This is a genomic window from Knoellia flava TL1, from assembly GCF_000768675.1.
Classification (GTDB): Bacteria; Actinomycetota; Actinomycetes; order Actinomycetales; family Dermatophilaceae; genus Knoellia; species Knoellia flava.
This window is the reverse complement of the sequence record NZ_AVPI01000087.1, coordinates 101,427-118,558: the sequence shown is the minus strand read 5'-3', so window position 1 is coordinate 118,558 and position 17,132 is coordinate 101,427. Positions and strand designations below refer to the sequence as shown.

At 72.2% G+C, this 17,132-nt stretch carries 20 protein-coding genes and 2 tRNA genes; 8 read left to right on the top strand and 14 right to left on the bottom strand.

The window, feature by feature from the left end:
* Nucleotides 1–520: DAK2 domain-containing protein (locus tag N798_RS17060; protein ID WP_035951059.1), on the bottom strand; the 520-nt coding region annotated here is incomplete at its 3' end.
* 170 nt (nt 521–690) lie between these two features.
* Between N798_RS17060 and rpmB the strand changes: the two genes are divergently transcribed.
* Complete coding sequence (gene rpmB, locus N798_RS17055; protein WP_009778186.1) at nt 691–885, top strand: 50S ribosomal protein L28; 195 nt, start codon at nt 691–693, stop codon at nt 883–885.
* Between the two features lie 215 nt (nt 886–1,100).
* Here rpmB and thiL read toward each other — a convergent pair whose 3' ends face one another.
* Nucleotides 1,101–2,129 carry a thiamine-phosphate kinase gene (thiL, locus tag N798_RS17050; RefSeq protein ID WP_035951123.1) on the bottom strand — a complete coding sequence of 343 codons (1,029 nt, stop codon included), beginning with the start codon at nt 2,127–2,129 and terminating at the stop codon, nt 1,101–1,103.
* A 142-nt stretch (nt 2,130–2,271) separates the two neighbouring features.
* On the opposite strand from thiL, the gene N798_RS17045 reads away from it, so the two are divergent.
* Both N798_RS17045 and N798_RS17040 read left to right on the top strand, forming a co-directional pair.
* On the top strand, nt 2,272–2,505 hold the full coding sequence (locus tag N798_RS17045) for an Lrp/AsnC ligand binding domain-containing protein (protein WP_035951055.1): 234 nt from the start codon (nt 2,272–2,274) through the stop codon (nt 2,503–2,505).
* A gap of 2 nt (nt 2,506–2,507) precedes the next feature.
* On the top strand, nt 2,508–2,963 hold the full coding sequence (locus tag N798_RS17040) for a DUF3515 family protein (protein ID WP_229708689.1): 456 nt from the start codon (nt 2,508–2,510) through the stop codon (nt 2,961–2,963).
* Nucleotides 2,964–2,975: 12 nt separating this feature from the next.
* Here N798_RS17040 and N798_RS17035 read toward each other — a convergent pair whose 3' ends face one another.
* Entirely contained in the window at nt 2,976–4,121 is a 1,146-nt protein-coding gene (locus N798_RS17035) for a D-alanine--D-alanine ligase family protein (RefSeq protein WP_035951053.1), read from the bottom strand.
* 50 nt (nt 4,122–4,171) lie between these two features.
* Here N798_RS17035 and N798_RS17030 point away from each other — a divergent pair, with 50 nt between their 5' ends.
* On the top strand, nt 4,172–5,257 hold the full coding sequence (locus tag N798_RS17030) for a trans-sulfuration enzyme family protein (protein ID WP_035951050.1): 1,086 nt from the start codon (nt 4,172–4,174) through the stop codon (nt 5,255–5,257).
* 40 nt (nt 5,258–5,297) lie between these two features.
* Here the strand turns inward: N798_RS17030 and N798_RS17025 are convergent, their stop codons facing one another.
* A complete protein-coding gene (locus N798_RS17025; protein ID WP_035951047.1) occupies nt 5,298–6,296 on the bottom strand; it encodes an NAD(P)H-dependent glycerol-3-phosphate dehydrogenase in 999 nt (332 codons plus the stop codon).
* Complete coding sequence (locus N798_RS17020; protein WP_308738194.1) at nt 6,293–7,171, bottom strand: lysophospholipid acyltransferase family protein; 879 nt, start codon at nt 7,169–7,171, stop codon at nt 6,293–6,295. Before N798_RS17020 ends, N798_RS17025 begins: the two co-directional genes overlap by 4 nt.
* Before the next feature lie 127 nt (nt 7,172–7,298).
* On the opposite strand from N798_RS17020, the gene N798_RS17015 reads away from it, so the two are divergent.
* Both N798_RS17015 and N798_RS17010 read left to right on the top strand, forming a co-directional pair.
* Nucleotides 7,299–7,937, top strand: a complete 639-nt coding sequence (locus tag N798_RS17015; RefSeq protein WP_035951044.1) for a CofC family guanylyltransferase — start codon at nt 7,299–7,301, stop codon at nt 7,935–7,937.
* A gap of 9 nt (nt 7,938–7,946) precedes the next feature.
* Nucleotides 7,947–8,156, top strand: coding sequence for a hypothetical protein (locus N798_RS17010; RefSeq protein ID WP_035951042.1), 210 nt, complete (start codon nt 7,947–7,949; stop codon nt 8,154–8,156).
* 83 nt (nt 8,157–8,239) lie between these two features.
* On the opposite strand, the gene N798_RS17005 is transcribed toward N798_RS17010, so the two are convergent.
* The 3 genes from N798_RS17005 to leuC all read right to left on the bottom strand — a co-directional run bounded on the left by N798_RS17005 (nt 8,240) and on the right by leuC (nt 11,382).
* Nucleotides 8,240–8,977 (bottom strand): HU family DNA-binding protein, encoded by a 738-nt coding sequence (locus tag N798_RS17005; protein ID WP_035951039.1) that lies wholly within the window; start codon nt 8,975–8,977, stop codon nt 8,240–8,242.
* 388 nt (nt 8,978–9,365) lie between these two features.
* The gene (leuD, locus tag N798_RS17000) at nt 9,366–9,953 is read right to left on the bottom strand and encodes a 3-isopropylmalate dehydratase small subunit (protein ID WP_035951037.1); all 588 of its coding nucleotides are present in this window, start codon (nt 9,951–9,953) and stop codon (nt 9,366–9,368) included.
* A 1-nt stretch (nt 9,954) separates the two neighbouring features.
* Nucleotides 9,955–11,382 (bottom strand): 3-isopropylmalate dehydratase large subunit, encoded by a 1,428-nt coding sequence (gene leuC, locus N798_RS16995; protein ID WP_035951034.1) that lies wholly within the window; start codon nt 11,380–11,382, stop codon nt 9,955–9,957.
* Between the two features lie 130 nt (nt 11,383–11,512).
* Here leuC and N798_RS16990 point away from each other — a divergent pair, with 130 nt between their 5' ends.
* Nucleotides 11,513–12,256: an IclR family transcriptional regulator gene (locus tag N798_RS16990; protein WP_035951033.1), complete on the top strand. Its 744-nt coding sequence runs from the start codon at nt 11,513–11,515 to the stop codon at nt 12,254–12,256.
* Nucleotides 12,257–12,332: 76 nt separating this feature from the next.
* On the opposite strand, the gene N798_RS16985 is transcribed toward N798_RS16990, so the two are convergent.
* The 3 genes from N798_RS16985 to gltX all read right to left on the bottom strand — a co-directional run bounded on the left by N798_RS16985 (nt 12,333) and on the right by gltX (nt 14,219).
* Nucleotides 12,333–12,405 (bottom strand) — tRNA-Glu (locus tag N798_RS16985).
* 97 nt (nt 12,406–12,502) lie between these two features.
* Nucleotides 12,503–12,574 (bottom strand) — tRNA-Gln (locus N798_RS16980).
* A 115-nt stretch (nt 12,575–12,689) separates the two neighbouring features.
* A complete protein-coding gene (gene gltX / locus N798_RS16975; protein WP_035951031.1) occupies nt 12,690–14,219 on the bottom strand; it encodes a glutamate--tRNA ligase in 1,530 nt (509 codons plus the stop codon).
* A 119-nt stretch (nt 14,220–14,338) separates the two neighbouring features.
* On the opposite strand from gltX, the gene N798_RS16970 reads away from it, so the two are divergent.
* Nucleotides 14,339–14,512, top strand: a complete 174-nt coding sequence (locus N798_RS16970; protein ID WP_052117490.1) for a dodecin — start codon at nt 14,339–14,341, stop codon at nt 14,510–14,512.
* Between the two features lie 40 nt (nt 14,513–14,552).
* Here N798_RS16970 and N798_RS16965 read toward each other — a convergent pair whose 3' ends face one another.
* The 3 genes from N798_RS16965 to N798_RS16955 form a co-directional block, all read right to left on the bottom strand.
* The gene (locus tag N798_RS16965; protein ID WP_229708685.1) at nt 14,553–15,815 is read right to left on the bottom strand and encodes an RNA polymerase sigma factor; all 1,263 of its coding nucleotides are present in this window, start codon (nt 15,813–15,815) and stop codon (nt 14,553–14,555) included.
* The gene (locus tag N798_RS16960) at nt 15,812–16,159 is read right to left on the bottom strand and encodes a YciI family protein (RefSeq protein ID WP_035951030.1); all 348 of its coding nucleotides are present in this window, start codon (nt 16,157–16,159) and stop codon (nt 15,812–15,814) included. The genes N798_RS16965 and N798_RS16960 overlap by 4 nt, the downstream gene beginning before the upstream one ends.
* A gap of 192 nt (nt 16,160–16,351) precedes the next feature.
* Entirely contained in the window at nt 16,352–17,125 is a 774-nt protein-coding gene (locus tag N798_RS16955) for a fumarylacetoacetate hydrolase family protein (RefSeq protein ID WP_035951028.1), read from the bottom strand.
* Between the last annotated feature and the right edge of the window lie 7 nt (nt 17,126–17,132).

Here is a 17,132-nt window from a genome sequence, read left to right as displayed (position 1 = left end):
CGGCGGCGGACACGGCCGCCGCGGCCACGGCGACGGCGTCGCCTCCCCCGTCGGCCGCCTCCCGAGCCGCCTCGGCGAGCGCGTCGGCGACGCTGAGGATGGTGCCCTCCTGCGGGTGCGCGACGCTGGCACGCGCCATCTCGGCACCACGCGTCACGGCCCGGGCGAGAGCGGGCCCGTCGAGGTCGGCGAGCTCCTCCTCGACGACGACGGCGGTCACCCCGGCGACGATCTGGCTGACGATGACGCCCGAGTTGCCGCGCGCCGACATGAGCAGGGCCCGCGAGAGGGTGCGTGCCTCGTCGACGAGCGAGGCGGTGCCGAGGATGCCGCGCTCGCCGTGCTCGCGCCGCACCTCACCCAGGGCCGCGTCCATCGTGAGATAGAGGTTGGTGCCCGTGTCCCCGTCGGGCACCGGGAAGACGTTGAGGTCGTCGATCTCGGTGCGCCGTGCGGCGAAGGCGGCTCGCGTCAGGGCACCCCAGAGTCGGGCTGCGTCGGCATCGAGGACGGCTGGCACGGTGGCAGGCTATCGGGCGGCTCCGACGCGTTTTGGAGCCACACCCGAACTCGGCTACGCTTGGACGGTTCCGCGTGAGCCCCGCCCGGGGCGGACACCGGAGAACCTCGACCTGAGACGGCTGGCGATCCAGCCGTTTCGTATGACACCTGACTTCAAGGAGATCCACCGTGGCTGCCAACTGCGATGTCTGCGGCAAGGGACCCGGCTTCGGCCACAGCATCTCGCACTCGCACCGCCGCACCAAGCGTCGCTGGAACCCGAACATCCAGCGCGTGAAGGCTCTCGTCGGCGACAAGGGCGTGACCCCGAAGCGTCTCAACGTCTGCACCTCCTGCCTCAAGGCGGGCAAGGTCAAGCGCTGACCCCCTAGCCGTACCCGAGAGGGCGCCGTCCGGACTTCCGGACGGCGCCCTCTCGCATGCCCGGGCTCTCGCCGTCGACCGGCGACTTCGGGTGGGAACCTCGCACCTCACAGCACAACCGTTCCCGCCCGCAGTGCGACGAACCCACGTCAGGCGGCGGGTCCCACGCTCTGCGTGGGCATGTCGGGACGGGCGGGACGACGGGGGTATGCCGGTCAGCCGGCGAAGTGGTCCCAGCCGGTGACGCTCGGCACCGCTCCCCCGACCGTGAGCCGCGGTCCGGCGGGGCCGGCCTCGACGACCTCGCCGATGACGGTCCAGGGGGCGGCCAGGTCCTCGGGCACCGATCCCGGGGGGAACGTCGCGAGCAGCGAGTGCTCCTCTCCCCCGGACAGGACCTGCCGCCAGCCCTCGTCGGGAGTCAGTGCCTCCTCGAACGCGTAGAGATATCCTCGTAGTGCCATCTCGTCCAGGGCGAGCTCGACGCCGCTCGCTGTCGCGATGCGCCCGCCGTCCCGGACAAGGCCGTCGGAGAGGTCGATCATCGACGTCGCGCCGGCGTCTGCGGCCACCGGGCCGGACTCCCACGGCGGGCGTGGCGACCGGTGGTACCACTGGAGCACCGACATGTTCTTGTCCCGGTCGCTGTGCTGGTCCGGTGGGAGAGACAGGGTCGTCGGGCGGGCACCCGCCTCGTAGAGCGCAAGCCCGGCGCCGGACCAGCCGAGCGAGCCGGCAACCGCCACGATGTCGCCCGGCCGCGCACCCGACCGGAGCACCGGCGCGCGCCCCTGAAGGTCGCCGAACGCCGTAACGGACACGATGACGACGCCCGGCGGGGCTGAGGAGAGGTCACCGCCGACGACGGGGCACCCGGCGTCCTCGGCCGCGTCCGCGATGCCCCGCGTGAGGTCGAGCACCCAGTCGAGGTCGGTATCGGGGTCTGCGGCGAGGGCGACGAGCAGGCCCGTCGGGACGGCGCCCATCGCCGCGACGTCGCTGACGTTCTGGGCGACGACCTTGGTCCCGACGTCGTGCCCGCTCGACCAGTCGTCGCGCCAGTCGCGGCCGCGGACCATCGTGTCGGTCGTGACGACGACCGAGGCGCCGGTCGAGAGCACCGCCGCGTCGTCCCCCGGCGGCACGACGACACCGGACCCGGCGTGCGGGCTCGACGCGAAGAGGGGCAGGATCCGGGCGAGCACGTCGGACTCGCTCACCGAGCCGATCGTCGTGTGCGGCACCACACCGCCACCTCCTGAGCACCCGAGACGTGCGAACTCCCGGCACGGTACCGTGCAGTCACCGTCGCCCCGGCGACGGTCGCAGGACGACAACGACATCCCCCGGAGCGGCGACGCTCCCATGACAGTGAGGTGGCATCCAGTGGTCCAGGCCTACATCCTGATCCAGACCGAGGTCGGTCGCGCGGCGGCCGTGGCCGAGGCGATCGCGGCGATCCCGGGAGTGGCGCTCGCCGAGGACGTCACCGGCCCCTACGACTGCATCGCGCGCGTCGAGGCCGAGACGGTCGACGAGCTCGGCAAGCTCGTCATCGCCAAGATCCAGGAGGTCGAGGGCATCACGCGCACCCTCACCTGCACGGTGGTCCACGTCTGACCGTGACCCGACGGACGCACGTGACGACGGCGGTGGCGCTCTGCGCCACCGCCGTCGTCGTGCTGTCCGGCTGCTCGTCCGCCGTCGAGGTCGCGCCCGCTCCCCTCGCGAACGGTGACGTATGCCGTGCCGCCGCCTCCGCGTGGCCCGACGAGGTCGGCGGCAAAGCGCGACGCGAGGTGTCCGACGCGGGCGCGGGGACGGCATACGGGGATCCCCCGGTCATCGCACGGTGCGGGGTCCCCGCGCTCGGGCCGACGACCGACGACTGCATCGAGGTCGACGGTTTGGGGTGGGTGGCGCAGGCGCTGAGCGACGGCACGCGCTTCACGACGTTCGGGCGCGATCCGGCGATCGAGGTGCTCGTGCCCAAGGACTACGCCCCCGAGCCGCTGCTCCTGCCGGCGTTCAGCGCCGCGGCCCAGAAGCTGCCGACGAACGGCCTCGCCTGCCGCTGAGGGCCCGCGCGGTCAGCGCAGACCGACGCGGCGCTCCATCGCGAGCGCGATGAGCTCGTCGACGAGCTCGGGGTAGGTGAGGCCGGCGGCCGCCCACATGCGGGGGTACATCGAGCTCGGGGTGAAGCCCGGCATCGTGTTGATCTCGTTGATGAGGAGCTCGCCCGACTCGGTGAGGAAGAAGTCGCACCTCGCGAGGCCCTCGCAGCCGGCGGCTTCGAAGGCGGTGAGCGCCATCTGCGCGACCTGCTCGGCGATCTCGGGCGAGACGTCGGCCGGCGACTCGAGCCGGATATCGTCGTCGGCAAGGTACTTCGCCTCGAAGTCGTAGAAGGCGTGCCCCTTGACGACGATGGCCTCGCCGAGCGGGCTCGTGCGAGGTGCGTCGGTGCCGTGGCCGTCGAGCACGCCGCACTCGATCTCCCGGCCGACGACACCCTGCTCGACGACGACCTTGGGGTCGTGCTCGCGGGCGGCCTCGACCGCGTCGCGGAGCCCGTCGACCGAGTCGACCTTGGTGATGCCCATGCTCGAGCCGGCCCGGGCAGGCTTGACGAAGACCGGGTAGTCGAGCGCACCCACGGCGTCGAGCGCGGCCTCGGGGTCACGGCGCCACTGGCGGTCGGCAATGACGACGTAGGGGCCGACGGGCAGCCCGGCCGCCTGGAAGACGACCTTCATCATGTGCTTGTCCATCATCACGGCCGAGGCCGTGACGCCGGAGCCGACGTAGCGGACGTCGGCGAGGTCGAGCAGCCCCTGGATCGTGCCGTCCTCGCCGAAGGGGCCGTGGAGGAGCGGGAAGACGACGTCGACGTCGCTCAGCTCGCGGGGTGCGGCGCCGGGCTCCTGGACGATGAGGTGGCGGGCCGACATGCTCGTCGGCACGAGGATCGCCGGGCCGCTCGCGTCGACCTCGGGCACGTGCCCGGGCGCGAGGCGCAACGGCTCCGGGTCGGCCGGTGCGAGCACCCAGCTGCCGTCCTTGGCGATGCCGATCGGGATGACCTCGTAGCGCTCGGGGTCGAGGGCGGACATGACGCTCGCCGCCGTCGCGCAGGACACGGCGTGCTCCGAGGAGCGGCCACCGAAGACGAGGGCGACCCGCAGGCGGCGGGACTCGGGGGCGGGGTCCGGGGTCTGGGAGTCGGTGTCCATCGCGAGAGACCCTATCCCGGGGAGGCGAGCACCCGGCATACGCTCACGCCGTGGACCACGACGACCTCAGCCCCGCCACCCGCCTCGTCGCTCTCGGCCGGGTGGCGCGCGAGCCGGGCGAGCAGGTCGGCGCCCCGCTCACGCTCAGCTCGACCTACCACGCGGACGGCGCCGCGAGCTATGCCCGCGTCGCCAACCCGACGTGGTCGGCGTTCGAGGAGGCGCTCGGGTCGCTCGAGGGTGGAGAGGCCCTGGTCTTCGCCTCGGGCATGGCGGCGGTCGCGGCGGCCCTCTCCCTCGTGCCCCACGGAGGCCGGGTCGTCGTGCCGACCGCGGCCTACAACGGCACGCTCGTCACCCTCGCCGACCGCTCGGAGGCCGGCGAGGTCGTCGTCACCCAGGTCGACGTCACGGACACCGGCGGGGTCGTCGCCGCCCTCGACGGCGCCGCCATGCTCTGGCTCGAGTCGCCGACGAACCCGCTGCTCGAGGTCGCCGAGGTCGAGGTGCTCGCCGCGGCGGCCCGTGAGCGCGGGGTCCTCGTCGCTGTCGACAACACCTTCGCCACTCCCCTGCTCCAGCAGCCACTCACCCTCGGCGCCGACCTCGTCGTGCACTCGGTGACGAAGTACCTCTCCGGCCACAGCGACCTGCTCCTCGGCGCCGTCGTCACCGGTCGCGACGACGCGGGCCGCGCGCTGCACGAGCGGGTGCGCCGGCACCGCCAGCTCCACGGTGCGATCGCCGGTCCGATGGAGACGTGGCTGGCGCTGCGCGGGATGCGGACGCTCTCGGTGCGGCTCGAGCGGGCGAGCGCCAACGCGGCCGACCTGGCCGAGCGCCTCGCCGGGCACCCGGCCGTCTCGCGGGTCCGCTACCCCGGGTTCGGGGCGATGGTCTCGATCGAGCTCGACGGCGACGCCGAGACCGCCGAGCGCGTCTCGGCGGCGACGCGCGTCTGGGTGCACGCGACGAGCCTCGGCGGCGTCGAGAGCCAGGTCGAGCGGCGCCGGCGCCAGCCCGGTGAGCCCGAGGCCGTGCCCGACGACCTGCTCCGGCTGTCGGTCGGCATCGAGGACGTCGAGGACCTCTGGCGCGACCTGTCGGCGGCGCTCGACATCGCGACCGGCCGCTAGGGCGTCAGCCGGTGTCAGCCGGCGCTGGGAAGGGCCCGCGTCAGCCGGTCTCGGCCTTGCGCGGCCGCGAGAGCAGCGCGCCGACGACGTCCTGCGCGGACTTGCCCTCGGTGATCATGGCGTCGACCTGCTCGATGATCGGCACGTCGACGCCGTGCTGGCGCGCGAGGTCGAGGATCGAGGTGCACGACTTGACGCCCTCGGCGGTCTGCTTCGTCACGGCCACGACCTCGTCGACGGTCATGCCCTGGCCGAGACGCACGCCGAAGCTGTGGTTGCGCGACAGCGGCGACATGCACGTGGCGATGAGGTCGCCGACTCCCGCGAGACCGGCGAAGGTCGCGGGCGAGCCGCCGAGGGCCATGCCGAGGCGGGTCGTCTCGGCGAGCCCGCGGGTGATGATCGACGCCTTGGAGTTGTCGCCCATCCCGAGGCCCTCGGCCATGCCCACGGCGAGCGCGATGACGTTCTTCGTCGCGCCCGCGATCTCGGTGCCGACGACATCGGTGCTCGTGTAGGGGCGGAAGTAGGCCGCCGCGCAGGCGTCCGCCACCTGCTGCGCCGCCGCCTCGTCGGACGAGGCGACGGTGCTCGCCGCGGGCTGCTTGACCGCGATCTCGCGGGCGAGGTTCGGGCCGGACACGACGACGATGCGCGACGGGTCGACACCACCGGCGTCGGCGATGACCTCGCTCATGCGCTTCGTCGTGCCGAGCTCGACTCCCTTCATGAGCGAGACGACGGCGGCACCGGACGGGAGGACCGAGCCCCACGAAGCGAGGTTGTCGCGCAACGTCTGCGACGGCACCGCGAGAACGACGATGTCGGCGCCCGCGGCGGCCTCCGCCGGGTCGGACGTCGCCGTGATGCGGTGGGGCAGGGGCAGCTCGGGAAGGTACTCGTCGTTGCAGCCCGCGTTGATCGCCGCGACGACCTCGGGCCTGCGCCCCCACATGCGCACCTCGGTGCCCGCGTCGGCGAGGACCGACGCGAAGGCCGTCCCCCAGCTGCCAGTGCCGAAGACCGCTGCAGTGCTCACGCGGGGTCCCTCTCGTCGTCGGGGCTGGTGTCGGTGGTGCGGCCGTCGTCGCTGTCGCGGCGGCGCCCGGCGACCTCGTCGGCCCATTGTGCGGGGTCGGACGCCCGCCGTGAGGCCGAACGCTCACTCGGCCTCACGGCACGCGGCCGGCCGGTGACGGTGATGCCGTGGTCGCGCGGGTCGAAGCGGCCCTCGGGAGCGGTCTCGCCACGCAGAGGCTCGAGCTGGGCGGTGAGCGCCACCATGATCCGCTCCGTCGCCTCGGCGAGGACCTCGGCGGTCACGGGACGTCCGTGGAGGTCGGACAGGTCGACGGGCTCCCCCGCGCTCACCTGCATCGTGTGCCGGGGAAGGACGCTCGGGCGGTGCGAGTAGGGGCCGAGGATCTCCTGTGCGCCCCACTGCGCGACCGGGATGACCGGGCACCCGGTCTCGAGGGCGATCCGGGCGGCGCCGGTCTTGCCACGCATCGGCCACAGGTCGGGCTCGCGGGTGACGGTGCCCTCGGGATAGATGGCAACGCACTTGCCGTCCTCGACGGCTTGCACCGCCGCGCGGTAGGCGTCGGAGGCCTGTCCCGTCTCCCGGTAGACCGGGATCTGGTCGGCCCCCCGCAGCACCATGCCGATGAGCGGGATCCGGAAGACCTCCACCTTGCCGAGGAAGTGCGGCACGATGCCGGAGTCGTTGAGGAAGTGCGCGAAGACGAACGGGTCAACGTGCGAGATGTGGTTCGACACCGCGACGAAGCCGCGGTCGCGGGGCAGGTGCTCGGCCCCCGTCCACGCCCGCCGGGTCAGCGACATGAGGAGGGGTCGCAGGACGGTCACCGCGAACCGGTATGCCGGCGGGGAGTGTCGTGGCCCGGTCCTCATGCAGTCCTTCCGTCGGTCCGCGCACGTGGCGGGCGCGCCGGGGAGGCCGGGCGCGCAGTCTGCGCACATCTTGGTCGGCGCAAGGGGTGATGTCGAGCAGGCAGGCCAGCCGGGAGAGGATCGGGTCATGGAGCAGGTGCCCGAGCCCCGGTGGCACGTCGTCGTCCCCGTCAAGGGTGGCCCGGCGGCCAAGTCCCGGCTGCGGAGCACGCTCGACGCCAGCGGGCTCGACGACGGCGCGATCGTCGCCGCCGTCGCCCACGACACCCTCGCCGTCACCGCCGACGTCGTCGGGACCGGCCACGTCGTCGTCGTCACCGCGGAACCCGGCGAGACGGCATACGCGATCTCGCAGGGGTTCGTCGTCGTGAGCGACCCGGGGACGGGTCTCGACGACGCGTGCTCCGCAGGGGTGCGCGAGGCGCTCGGGCGTGGGGGCACCCACGTCGCGGTCCTCCTCGGCGACCATCCCGCCCTCACGGCAGGCGAGCTCGAGGCCGTCCTGCGCCATGGCAGCGCGCACCCGAGCTTCTTCGTCGCGGACGCCGAGGGCACGGGGACGGCCCTCGTCGGCACGACGACGGGGCGCGGACCCGCCCTCGCCTTCGGTCCCGGCAGCGCCGCACGGCATCTCGACCTCGGCCACGTGCCGCTCGACGTCGAGGCGCCCGGGCTGCGCCACGACGTCGACGACGACGTGTCGCTGCGCTGGGCGGTCGAGCACCTCAGGCCGGGTCCACGGACGCTCGCGGCCCTGGGGCGATAGCGTCGGAGGGTGCAAGCGAGCATCCACACCTTCGCCGAGGACGGCTCCGGCTCCGCGCTGCTCGACGACGGCCGCCTCGTGACGTGGCCCGGCGCGGTCTTCGCCTCCAGCGCCCTGCGGCACGTGCGCCCGGGCCAGCGGGTGAGCGTCGACGTCGAGGGCACCGAGGTGTCGCGCCTCTGGATCGTCGGCATCGGGGAGGGCGAGGTCATCCGCTGACCCCATGAGCGGCATGCCCGTTCGCCCGGGCAGCGGAGAGGGCCGGCCCCCGTCGGGGTGCCGGCCCTCTCGCGTCGGTTCGTTCAGCGCTTCTTGGCAGGTGCCTTCTTCGCCGTCGTCTTCTTCGCGGCAGTCTTCGTGGCGGGAGCCTTCTTGGCCGCCGTCTTCGTCGCCGCGGCCTTCGTGGCGGTCTTCTTCGCCGGAGCCTTCTTGGCGGCGGCCTTGGTCGTGGTCGCCGCCTTCGTGGCGGGCGCCTTCTTCGCGACGGACTTCGTCGCGGTCTTGGTCGCGGTCGCCTTCTTCGCGGTCGTCTTCGTGGCGGGGGCGGCCTTGGTCGCCGTCTTCTTGGCGGCGGCCTTGGTCGCGGTCGCCTTGGTGGTCGCCGCCTTCTTGGCGGTCGTCGCCCTGGCCGCGGTGGCCTTGGTGGCCGTCGACTTCGCAGCCGCCTTCCTGGCGGGCGCCGCGGCCTTCGCGGTGGTCGCCTTCGTGGCGGTGGCCGTGCCCGCGCTCGCACGCTGGGCCGCCGGGGATGCCTTGGGCAGGGTCGAGGGCTTCTTGACGTAGGCCTTGAACGCGGCGCCCGCGCGGAAGCGGGGAGCCTTGGCCTTCGGGATCCGGACGCTCGCGCCCGAGCGCGGGTTGCGGCCGGTCCGCGCGGCGCGCTCGACCCGGTCGAAGGTGCCGAAGCCGGTGATGCCGACCTTGCCGCCCTTGGTGATCTCGCGGACGATCGTGTCGAGGACCGCGTCGAGGGCCTCGGTCGCTGCCTTGCGGCTGCCGAGACGCTTCTCGAGCTCCCGGACGAGTTCTCCCTTGTTCACTGTGACTCCATCGTGTGTGCCGCCGGACGACCCGACGATGTGCGTGTGACCAGGCGGTTCCCTGACCTGCCGACGACGTTATGCCTGCTCAGTGGGCACGTCCACCACCCTCGGAGCGTGTTCCGTTGTCCCACAAGGGCTTTGGGAGGGCGTCGCTCGAAGGCTCGCCGAGGGGGCCGCTCGCACCAGCACGCGCCCTCACGGGAGCCATGAACGTGAAAAGCACTGCTGCACAGCGGAATTGACACATTCTGTTGAGTGACGACTCACGATGCGGTCGCTAGATGGAAGCGGGAACGACATCCCACCAGTCACACCAGTCACAGGCCGACACGGTTCGAGGAGACGTCAACTCCCCACGCGCAGACGGCGTGTCGCGCCGTTGGACTCAGAGCGTGACGGGCTTCCAGGTGGGTCGCGTGCCCTCGTATGCCGTGATGTCGCCCTCGTGCCGCAGCGTGAGCGAGATGTCGTCGAGGCCCTCGAGCAGCCGCCAGCGGGCGTAGTCGTCCACCTGGAAGGCAGCGGTGAGGTCGCCCGCCGTGACCGTCCGCGACTCGAGGTCGACGGTGACCGAGGTGCCCGGCTCGTTCTCGAGGAGCTTCCACAGCAGCTCGACGTCGTCCTGGCTGCACTGCGCGGCGAGCAGGCCCGCCTTGCTGCTGTTGCCGCGGAAGATGTCGGCGAACCGCGAGGAGATGACGACCCGGAAGCCGTAGTTCATGAGCGCCCAGACGGCGTGCTCGCGCGAGCTGCCCGTCCCGAAGTCGGGACCGGCGACGAGGACCGACCCCGCGGCATACGTGGGGTCGTTGAGGACGAAGGTCTCGTCGGTGCGCCAGGCAGCGAAGAGCCCGTCCTCGAAACCGGACTTCGTGACCCGCTTGAGGTACTCGGCCGGGATGATCTGGTCGGTGTCGACGTTGCTGCGACGCAGCGGGACGCCGATGCCGGTGTGGGTCGTGAAGGCTTCCATGTCAGGCCTCCTGGGCGGCGAGCGAGCCGGCCGCGACGGGCTCGAGGTCGGACGGGCTGGAGAGGGTGCCGCGCACGGCGGTGGCGGCGGCCACGAGCGGGCTGACGAGGTGGGTGCGGCCACCCTTGCCCTGCCGTCCCTCGAAGTTGCGGTTGGACGTCGAGGCGCTGCGCTCCCCCGGTGCGAGCTTGTCGGGGTTCATCGCCAGGCACATCGAGCACCCGGGCAGGCGCCACTCGGCACCCGCCTCGGTGAAGACGGTGTCGAGGCCCTCGGCCTCGGCCTGGAGCCGCACCCTGGCCGAGCCCGGCACGACGAGCATGCGGACGCCGTCGGCGACCCGGCGGCCCTTGACCACCTCGGCGGCCGCGCGGAGGTCCTCGATGCGGCCGTTGGTGCAGGAGCCGACGAAGACCGTGTCGACGGCGATGTTGCGCAGCGGCGTGCCCGCCTCGAGCCCCATGTACTCGAGCGCGCGTTCGGCCGCCTGCCGGTCGGAGTCCTCCATGAGCGAGGGGTCCGGGACGGCGTCGCCGAGGGGCGCGCCCTGGCCGGGGTTGGTGCCCCACGTGACGAACGGCGTGAGGGACGCGGCGTCGAGCACTACCTCCGCGTCGAACTCGGCGTCGTCGTCGGTGCGCAGCTCGCGCCAGCTCGCCACGGCGGCGTCCCAGTCGGCGCCCTTGGGGGCGTGGTCGCGGCCCTCGAGGTAGGCGAAGGTCGTCTCGTCCGGAGCGATCATGCCGGCGCGGGCACCGGCCTCGATCGACATGTTGCACACGGTCATCCGGGCCTCCATCGACAGCGACCGGATCGCGCTGCCGCGGTACTCGAGCACGTAGCCCTGACCGCCGCCGGTCCCGATCTTGGCGATGACGGCGAGCACGATGTCCTTCGACGTCACGCCGGCGGGGAGCTCACCCTCGACGGTGACCGCCATGGTGCGGAACGGCTTGAGCGGCAGGGTCTGCGTGGCGAGGACGTGCTCGACCTCGGAGGTGCCGATGCCGAAGGCCAGCGCGCCGAACGCGCCGTGGGTCGAGGTGTGGCTGTCGCCGCAGACGACCGTCATGCCCGGCTGGGTGAGCCCGAGCTGCGGCCCGACGACGTGGACGATGCCCTGCTCCGCGTCTCCCATCGGGTAGAGGCGGATCCCGAACTCCTCGCAGTTGCGCCGCAGGGTCTGGACCTGGGTGAGGCTCACCGGGTCCGAGATCGGCCCCGGGGTCGTCGGGACATTGTGGTCCTCGGTGGCGAGGGTGAGGTCGGTGCGGCGGACGGGGCGGCCGGAGAGCCGCAGCCCGTCGAAGGCCTGCGGGCTCGTCACCTCGTGCAGGAGGTGCAGGTCGATGTAGAGCAGGTCCGGCTCGCCCTCACCACGGCGCACGACGTGCGCATCCCACACCTTCTCCGCCAGGGTCTTCCCCACGGCCAACACCTCCACAGACGAGTTCGGGACGTCGTCGACCGGTCGTCGGCGACGTCGCTCAGACCGAGGTTGGCACGCCGTCCGGAACGTGGAACTTGCGTCTCACCGCTTGGGACGGCAATATCAAGACATGGACAACACCAGTGGGGTCGGCGTTCTCGACAAGGCTGCCATCGTCTTGAGCGCCCTCGAGGCCGGCCCATCGACCCTCGCGCAGCTCGTCACGGCCACCGGCCTGGCCCGACCGACGGCCCACCGTCTCGCCGTCGCCCTCGAGCACCACCGGCTGGTCGGCCGCGACATGCAGGGCCGCTTCGTCCTCGGTCCGCGCCTCGGCGAGCTCGCCGCAGCCGCCGGCGAGGACCGCCTGCTCGCCGCGGCGGGTCCGGTGCTCGGCGCGCTGCGCGACCACACGAACGAGAGCGCGCAGCTCTTCCGCCGCCAGGGCGACCACCGCATCTGCGTCTCCGCGGCCGAGCGCCCCGTCGGCCTGCGTGACTCCATCCCGATCGGCGCGAGCCTGACGATGCTCGCCGGCTCGGCCGCCCAGGTGCTGCTCGCGTGGGAGGAGCCCGACCGCCTCCACCGCGGCCTCCAGGGCGCCGCCTTCAACGCGACGACGCTCTCGGGAGTCCGGCGCCGCGGCTGGTCCCAGAGCGTCGGCGAGCGCGAGCCCGGCGTCGCGTCGGTGTCCGCCCCCGTTCGCTCCCCCTCCGGCCGGGTCATCGCCGCCGTGTCGATCTCGGGCCCCATCGAGCGCCTCTCGCGCCAGCCCGGACGACTGCACGCCGCCACCGTCATCGCCGGCGCCAACAAGCTCACCGAGGTCCTCGCGCGCCACGCCAAGCAGGCCGAGGAGCAGCACTCCGCCTGACGGCGTCGCGGCCGCGGGCCGTCCGCACACGCAGAAGCCCCCGCCACCCTGGAGGTGGCGGGGGCTTCGGTGCGAGTAGCCCCGACGGGATTCGAACCCGCGCTACCGCCTTGAGAGGGCGGCGTGCTAGGCCGCTACACAACGGGGCCCTAGCTGCTGCTCGGCGCGAGCCGGACAGCGGGTGGAAGCCTACCGCAGAACAGCAGATCTTCCGAATCGGCCTGTGCCACAAGGACATTGACCAAGCTGGGGTACCAGGACTCGAACCTAGAATGACGGTACCAGAAACCGTAGTGTTGCCAATTACACCATACCCCAAGGGGGTATCACTGGCGCTTCCGACCGAAGTCGTCCGCACCGGTGAACCGAGGAGCGATACTACCCGTCCGCTCCCTTGCGCCCAAATCGCCTGCCGAGACGTCCGTCGGGCGGGTCAGAGCGAGTCGCGCAGCGACCGCAGGCGCGCCAGCGTGGAGGTCTTGCCGAGAATCTCCATCGACTCGAAGAGCGGCGGGCTGATCCGCGCACCGGAGACCGCCGTGCGCAGCGGGCCGAACGCGAACTTGGGCTTGATGCCGAGCCCGTCGACGACCGCCTCGCGCAGGGCGGCCTCGATCGCCGCGGCGTTCCAGCCGCTGTCCGTCCCGAGCACGCCGGTGCCGGCGTCGTCGAGATCGCCGAGGGCCGTGAGCGCCGCGTCCAGCACCTGTCCGGCGTCGTCCTTGAGCTGGGCCCGGGCGTCGTCGGCGATCTCGAGGGCGTCGTCGGCGACGAAGAAGGGACGGACGAGTGCCGACGCCTCGGTGAGGTGCGCGATGCGCGTCTGGATGAGCTCGGCCACCGCCTTGAGCCGGCCGAGCTCGCCGAGCGACGGGTTGCCCGACAGCACCTCGTCGCGCTCGAGGAACGGCAGGAGGCGCGAGGTGAAGTCGCCGAGGGAGAGCTCGCGGATGTAGACACCGTTGAGCCAGTCGAGCTTCTTGAGGTCGAAGATCGGCCCGACCGGGTTGACCTTCCTCCAGTCGAAGCCGTCGCTGAACTCGCGGAAGGTGAAGACCTCGCGCTCGGTGCCGTCGTCCTCGGTCACCGGCGGGTAGGCCAGCAGCGCGAGGAAGTTGACGAGCGCCTCGGGGAGGTAGCCCTCCTCGCGGAACCACGTGAGCCGGGCAGCCGGGTTCTTGCGCTTGCTGATCTTGGACTTGTCGGCGTTGCGCAGCAGCGGCATGTGGGCGAAGCGCGGCGGCTCGAGACCGAGCCACTGGTAGAGCAGGACGTGCTTGGGCGTCGAGCTGATCCACTCCTCGCCGCGCACGACGTGGGTGATGCCCATCTCGTGGTCGTCGACGACGACGGCGAGGTGGTAGGTCGGGAAGCCGTCGGCCTTGAGGATGACCTGGTCGTCGGGGCGCGGCGCCGACACCGTGCCGCGGATGAGGTCGTCGAAGGTGAGCGGCACGTCGTCCGGGACGAACATGCGCACGACCGGTGTCTCGCTGAAGCCGGGCAGCTCGGCCCGCTCCTCGCGGCTCTTGCCGTGGCAGAGGCGGTCGTAGCCGGTGGGCTGCTTCGTCTTCTGCTGCATCTCGCGCATCTGCGCGAGGCGCTCGCCGGTGCACCAGCAGTGGTAGGCCTTGCCCTCGGCGAGCAGCCGGTCGACGTAGGGGCGGTAGGTGTCGAGCCGCTCGCTCTGCTTGTAGGGGGCGTAGGGGCCGCCGATGTCCGGGCCCTCGTCCCACGTGAGGCCCAGCCAGTGCAGGGTGTCGTAGACCTGCTGCTCGCTGTCCTCGCGGAACCGCGCCCTGTCGGTGTCCTCGATGCGGAGGAGGAAGCGCCCACCCTGCTGCCTCGCGAACGCGAGGTTGAACAGCGACATGTAGGCGGTGCCGACGTGCGGGTCGCCGGTCGGCGAGGGGGCGACGCGGAGGCGGGGGCTGCGGGCTGCGGGTGCGGGCTGTTCGCTCATGATGCGCCGATTCTAGGGACACCCCGGCGACCTGGTCCTCGTGCCGGTGCCTGCCCCGGGTCTACGTTGTCGGGAGGACCGGGCGACCGGCGTCCGGCCGCGACGCCCGGAGGCGGACCATGGCCAACCACGTCTATGCGATCTCGGAGCTCGTCGGCAGCTCCCCCGACGGCCTCGAGGCCGCCGTCGAGAACGCCGTCACGTCGGCGAGCACGACCGTGCGCAACCTCGGCTGGTTCGAGGTCACCGAGATCCGCGGCCACCTCGGCGACGGCGGCCGCGTCGCCGACTGACAGGTCGGCATCAAGCTCGGTTTCCGCGTCGAGAAGTAGCTCAGCCCAGCGAGCCGCGCCGGCGAGCCAGCCACGCACGCTCGGCGGGGTTCTCCGTGGTCGCGATCGCGGCGGCATACGCGCGTCCGGCGTCCTCGTGACGTCCCAGACGGCGCAGGAGGTCCGCTCGGGTCGCGTGCCACGGCCCGTATGCCGTGAGCCCGAGGCCGTCGACGATGCTCAGCGCGACCTGTGGTCCGTCGAGCTCGGCGACGGCGACAGCACGGTTGAGTGCGACGACGGGCGAGGGTGAGACGACGAGCAGCTGGTCGTAGAGCGCGACGACCTGCCGCCAGTCGGTGAGCGAAGCGTCGAGGGCGTCCGTGTGCACCGCCTGGATCGCGGCCTGGAGCTGGTAGGGACCGGGTCGGTTGAGGGCCAGGCAGCCGCGCACGAGGGCGTGCCCCTCGTCGACGAGGTCCGCGTCCCACCGGGTGCGGTCCTGCTCGTCGAGGGTGACGAGCGAGCCGTCGGTGGCGATGCGGGCGGGACGGCGGGCCTGCGCCAGGAGCATGAGGGCGAGCAGTCCGTCGACCTCGGGCGGGGAGCCGATGCCGCTCGCGACCGAGCGCAACGCCCGGGTGAGCCGGATCGCCTCCTCCGCCAGGTCCGGCCGGTCCGCGTCGTCCGGCCCGGAGCTGAGGTAGCCCTCGTTGTAGACGAGGTAGAGCACGGCGAGCACGCCGCCGAGCCGTTCGGCGAGGTCGGCCTCGTCGGGGATGCGGTAGGGGATGCGGGCCGTGGCGATCTTGGCCTTGGCGCGGGTGATGCGCTGGGCCATCGTCGTCTCCGGCACGAGGAACGCGCGGGCGATCTCGGCGACGGTGAGGCCGCCGAGCAGGCGCAGGGTGAGGGCGACGCGGGCGGGTTCGGCGAGGGCCGGGTGGCAGCAGGTGAAGACGAGTCGGAGTCGGTCGTCGGCGACGGGTCCGGTGGGCTCGGGTGGCGTCGTGTCCGTGAGCATGGCGGCCTCGGCGTACTTCTCGTCGCGCACCTTCTCGCGGCGCAGGTGGTCGAGCGCCTTGCGTGCGGCCGTCGTCGTGAGCCACCCCGCCGGGTTGGGCGGAACGCCGTCCTGCGGCCACCGCTCGAGCGCGATGACGATCGCCTCGCCGAGGGCGTCCTCCGCGAGGCCGATGTCGCCGAAGCGACGGATGAGTCCGGCCACGACCCGGCCGTACTCGGCGCGGACGACGTCGGCGACGGCGTCCGCACCGAGCCCGGCGGCGGGGTCGTCCTGCGGCACGTGGTCCGAGGTCGTCACTCGCCCTGGAAGGGCCGGACCTCGACGCGCCCCTGGCAGGCGGCCGAGCCCTCCTTGGCCCACTGGAGCGCCTCGTCGAGGTCGTCCGCCTCGATGACCCAGAAGCCGCCGAGGAACTCCTTGGCCTCGGAGAAGGGTCCGTCGGTCACGATCGGCTTCTCGCCGGTCGCGTCGACGACCGTCGCGCTGCTGATCGGCTCGAGACCACCGGCGAAGACCCACTTGCCGGCGGCACGGACCTTGTCGTTGAACTTCTCGACGTCGGCGAACATCTGCTGGATGGCCTCGTCCGAGGGCATCTCGTCGTCGACGCTGCCGGGGACGGAGAGCAGGTACTGAGCCATGGTGGTTCCCCTCGAATGTGGTTCTCACGGGTGAGCGACCGGTCGCCGTCGTTGGCGTCCTGCGGTGTCGTTCATCCCCTCCACGAACGGGCGACGGCGGATACGACACCTCGCCCCGAACTTTTTCCAGGAACCTACCGTGCTCCCGTCCGGGGCGGCCGACTCGCAGCCCTCCTGCCCCGGCGGCAGGCGTCAGTCGGCGGCGACGAAGGGGTTGCTCAGCGCACCGATCTGGTCGATGTCGACCTCGGCCCTCTGTCCGGCGACGACCGGGCCGACGCCCGCCGGGGTGCCGGTGAGGATGACGTCACCGGGCAGCAGGGTGAAGGCCTGGGAGGCGAAGGCGATGAGCTGCGCGACGTCGTGCACCATGTCGGACGTCGGGCCGTCCTGCACGACCTCGCCGTCGAGCGTGGTGCGAATCCGGCAGGCGGCGGGGTCGAGGTCGGTCTCGATCCACGGCCCGAGCGGGCAGAAGGTGTCCATGCCCTTGGCCCGTGCCCACTGGCCGTCGCTGCGCTGGAGGTCGCGCGCGGTGACGTCGTTGGCGACGGTGTAGCCGAAGACCGTCGACAGCGCGTGCTCGACGGACACGTCCTTGGCGAGGCGGCCGATGACGACGGCGAGCTCGCCCTCGTAGCTCACCTCCTGCGTCACCGACGGGATGACGACGGGGTCGCCCGGGCCGACGACGGCCGTGTTGGGGATGAGGAACATCAGCGGGGTCGTCGGCGCCTCGCCGCCCATCTCCTTGGCGTGGTCGGCGTAGTTCTTGCCGATGCCGACGACCTTGCTCCGAGGGATCACCGGTGCGAGCAGCCGCACGTCCTCGACGAGGTGGGTCGCGCCGGTGAGCTCGATCCGCTGGTAGAGCGGGTCGCCCGTGATCTCGGCGATCTTCTCGCCTGCCCCGTCGACCAGCCCGTATGCCGGGTCCTCACCTGTCGTGAATCTCGCGATGCGCACGCGCCCA

What these genes read in the sequence shown, in the direction of transcription:
- N798_RS17035 (WP_035951053.1), bottom strand. Translation starts at nt 4,121, where the DNA reads ATGGACACCGACTCCCAGACCCCGGACCCCGCCCCCGAGTCCCGCCGC.
- N798_RS17020 (WP_308738194.1), bottom strand. Translation starts at nt 7,171, where the DNA reads ATGAGGACCGGGCCACGACACTCCCCGCCGGCATACCGGTTCGCGGTG.
- N798_RS17015 (WP_035951044.1), top strand. Translation starts at nt 7,299, where the DNA reads ATGGAGCAGGTGCCCGAGCCCCGGTGGCACGTCGTCGTCCCCGTCAAG.
- leuD (WP_035951037.1), bottom strand. Translation starts at nt 9,953, where the DNA reads ATGGAAGCCTTCACGACCCACACCGGCATCGGCGTCCCGCTGCGTCGC.
- N798_RS16990 (WP_035951033.1), top strand. Translation starts at nt 11,513, where the DNA reads ATGGACAACACCAGTGGGGTCGGCGTTCTCGACAAGGCTGCCATCGTC.
- gltX (WP_035951031.1), bottom strand. Translation starts at nt 14,219, where the DNA reads ATGAGCGAACAGCCCGCACCCGCAGCCCGCAGCCCCCGCCTCCGCGTC.
- N798_RS16970 (WP_052117490.1), top strand. Translation starts at nt 14,339, where the DNA reads ATGGCCAACCACGTCTATGCGATCTCGGAGCTCGTCGGCAGCTCCCCC.
- N798_RS16960 (WP_035951030.1), bottom strand. Translation starts at nt 16,159, where the DNA reads ATGGCTCAGTACCTGCTCTCCGTCCCCGGCAGCGTCGACGACGAGATG.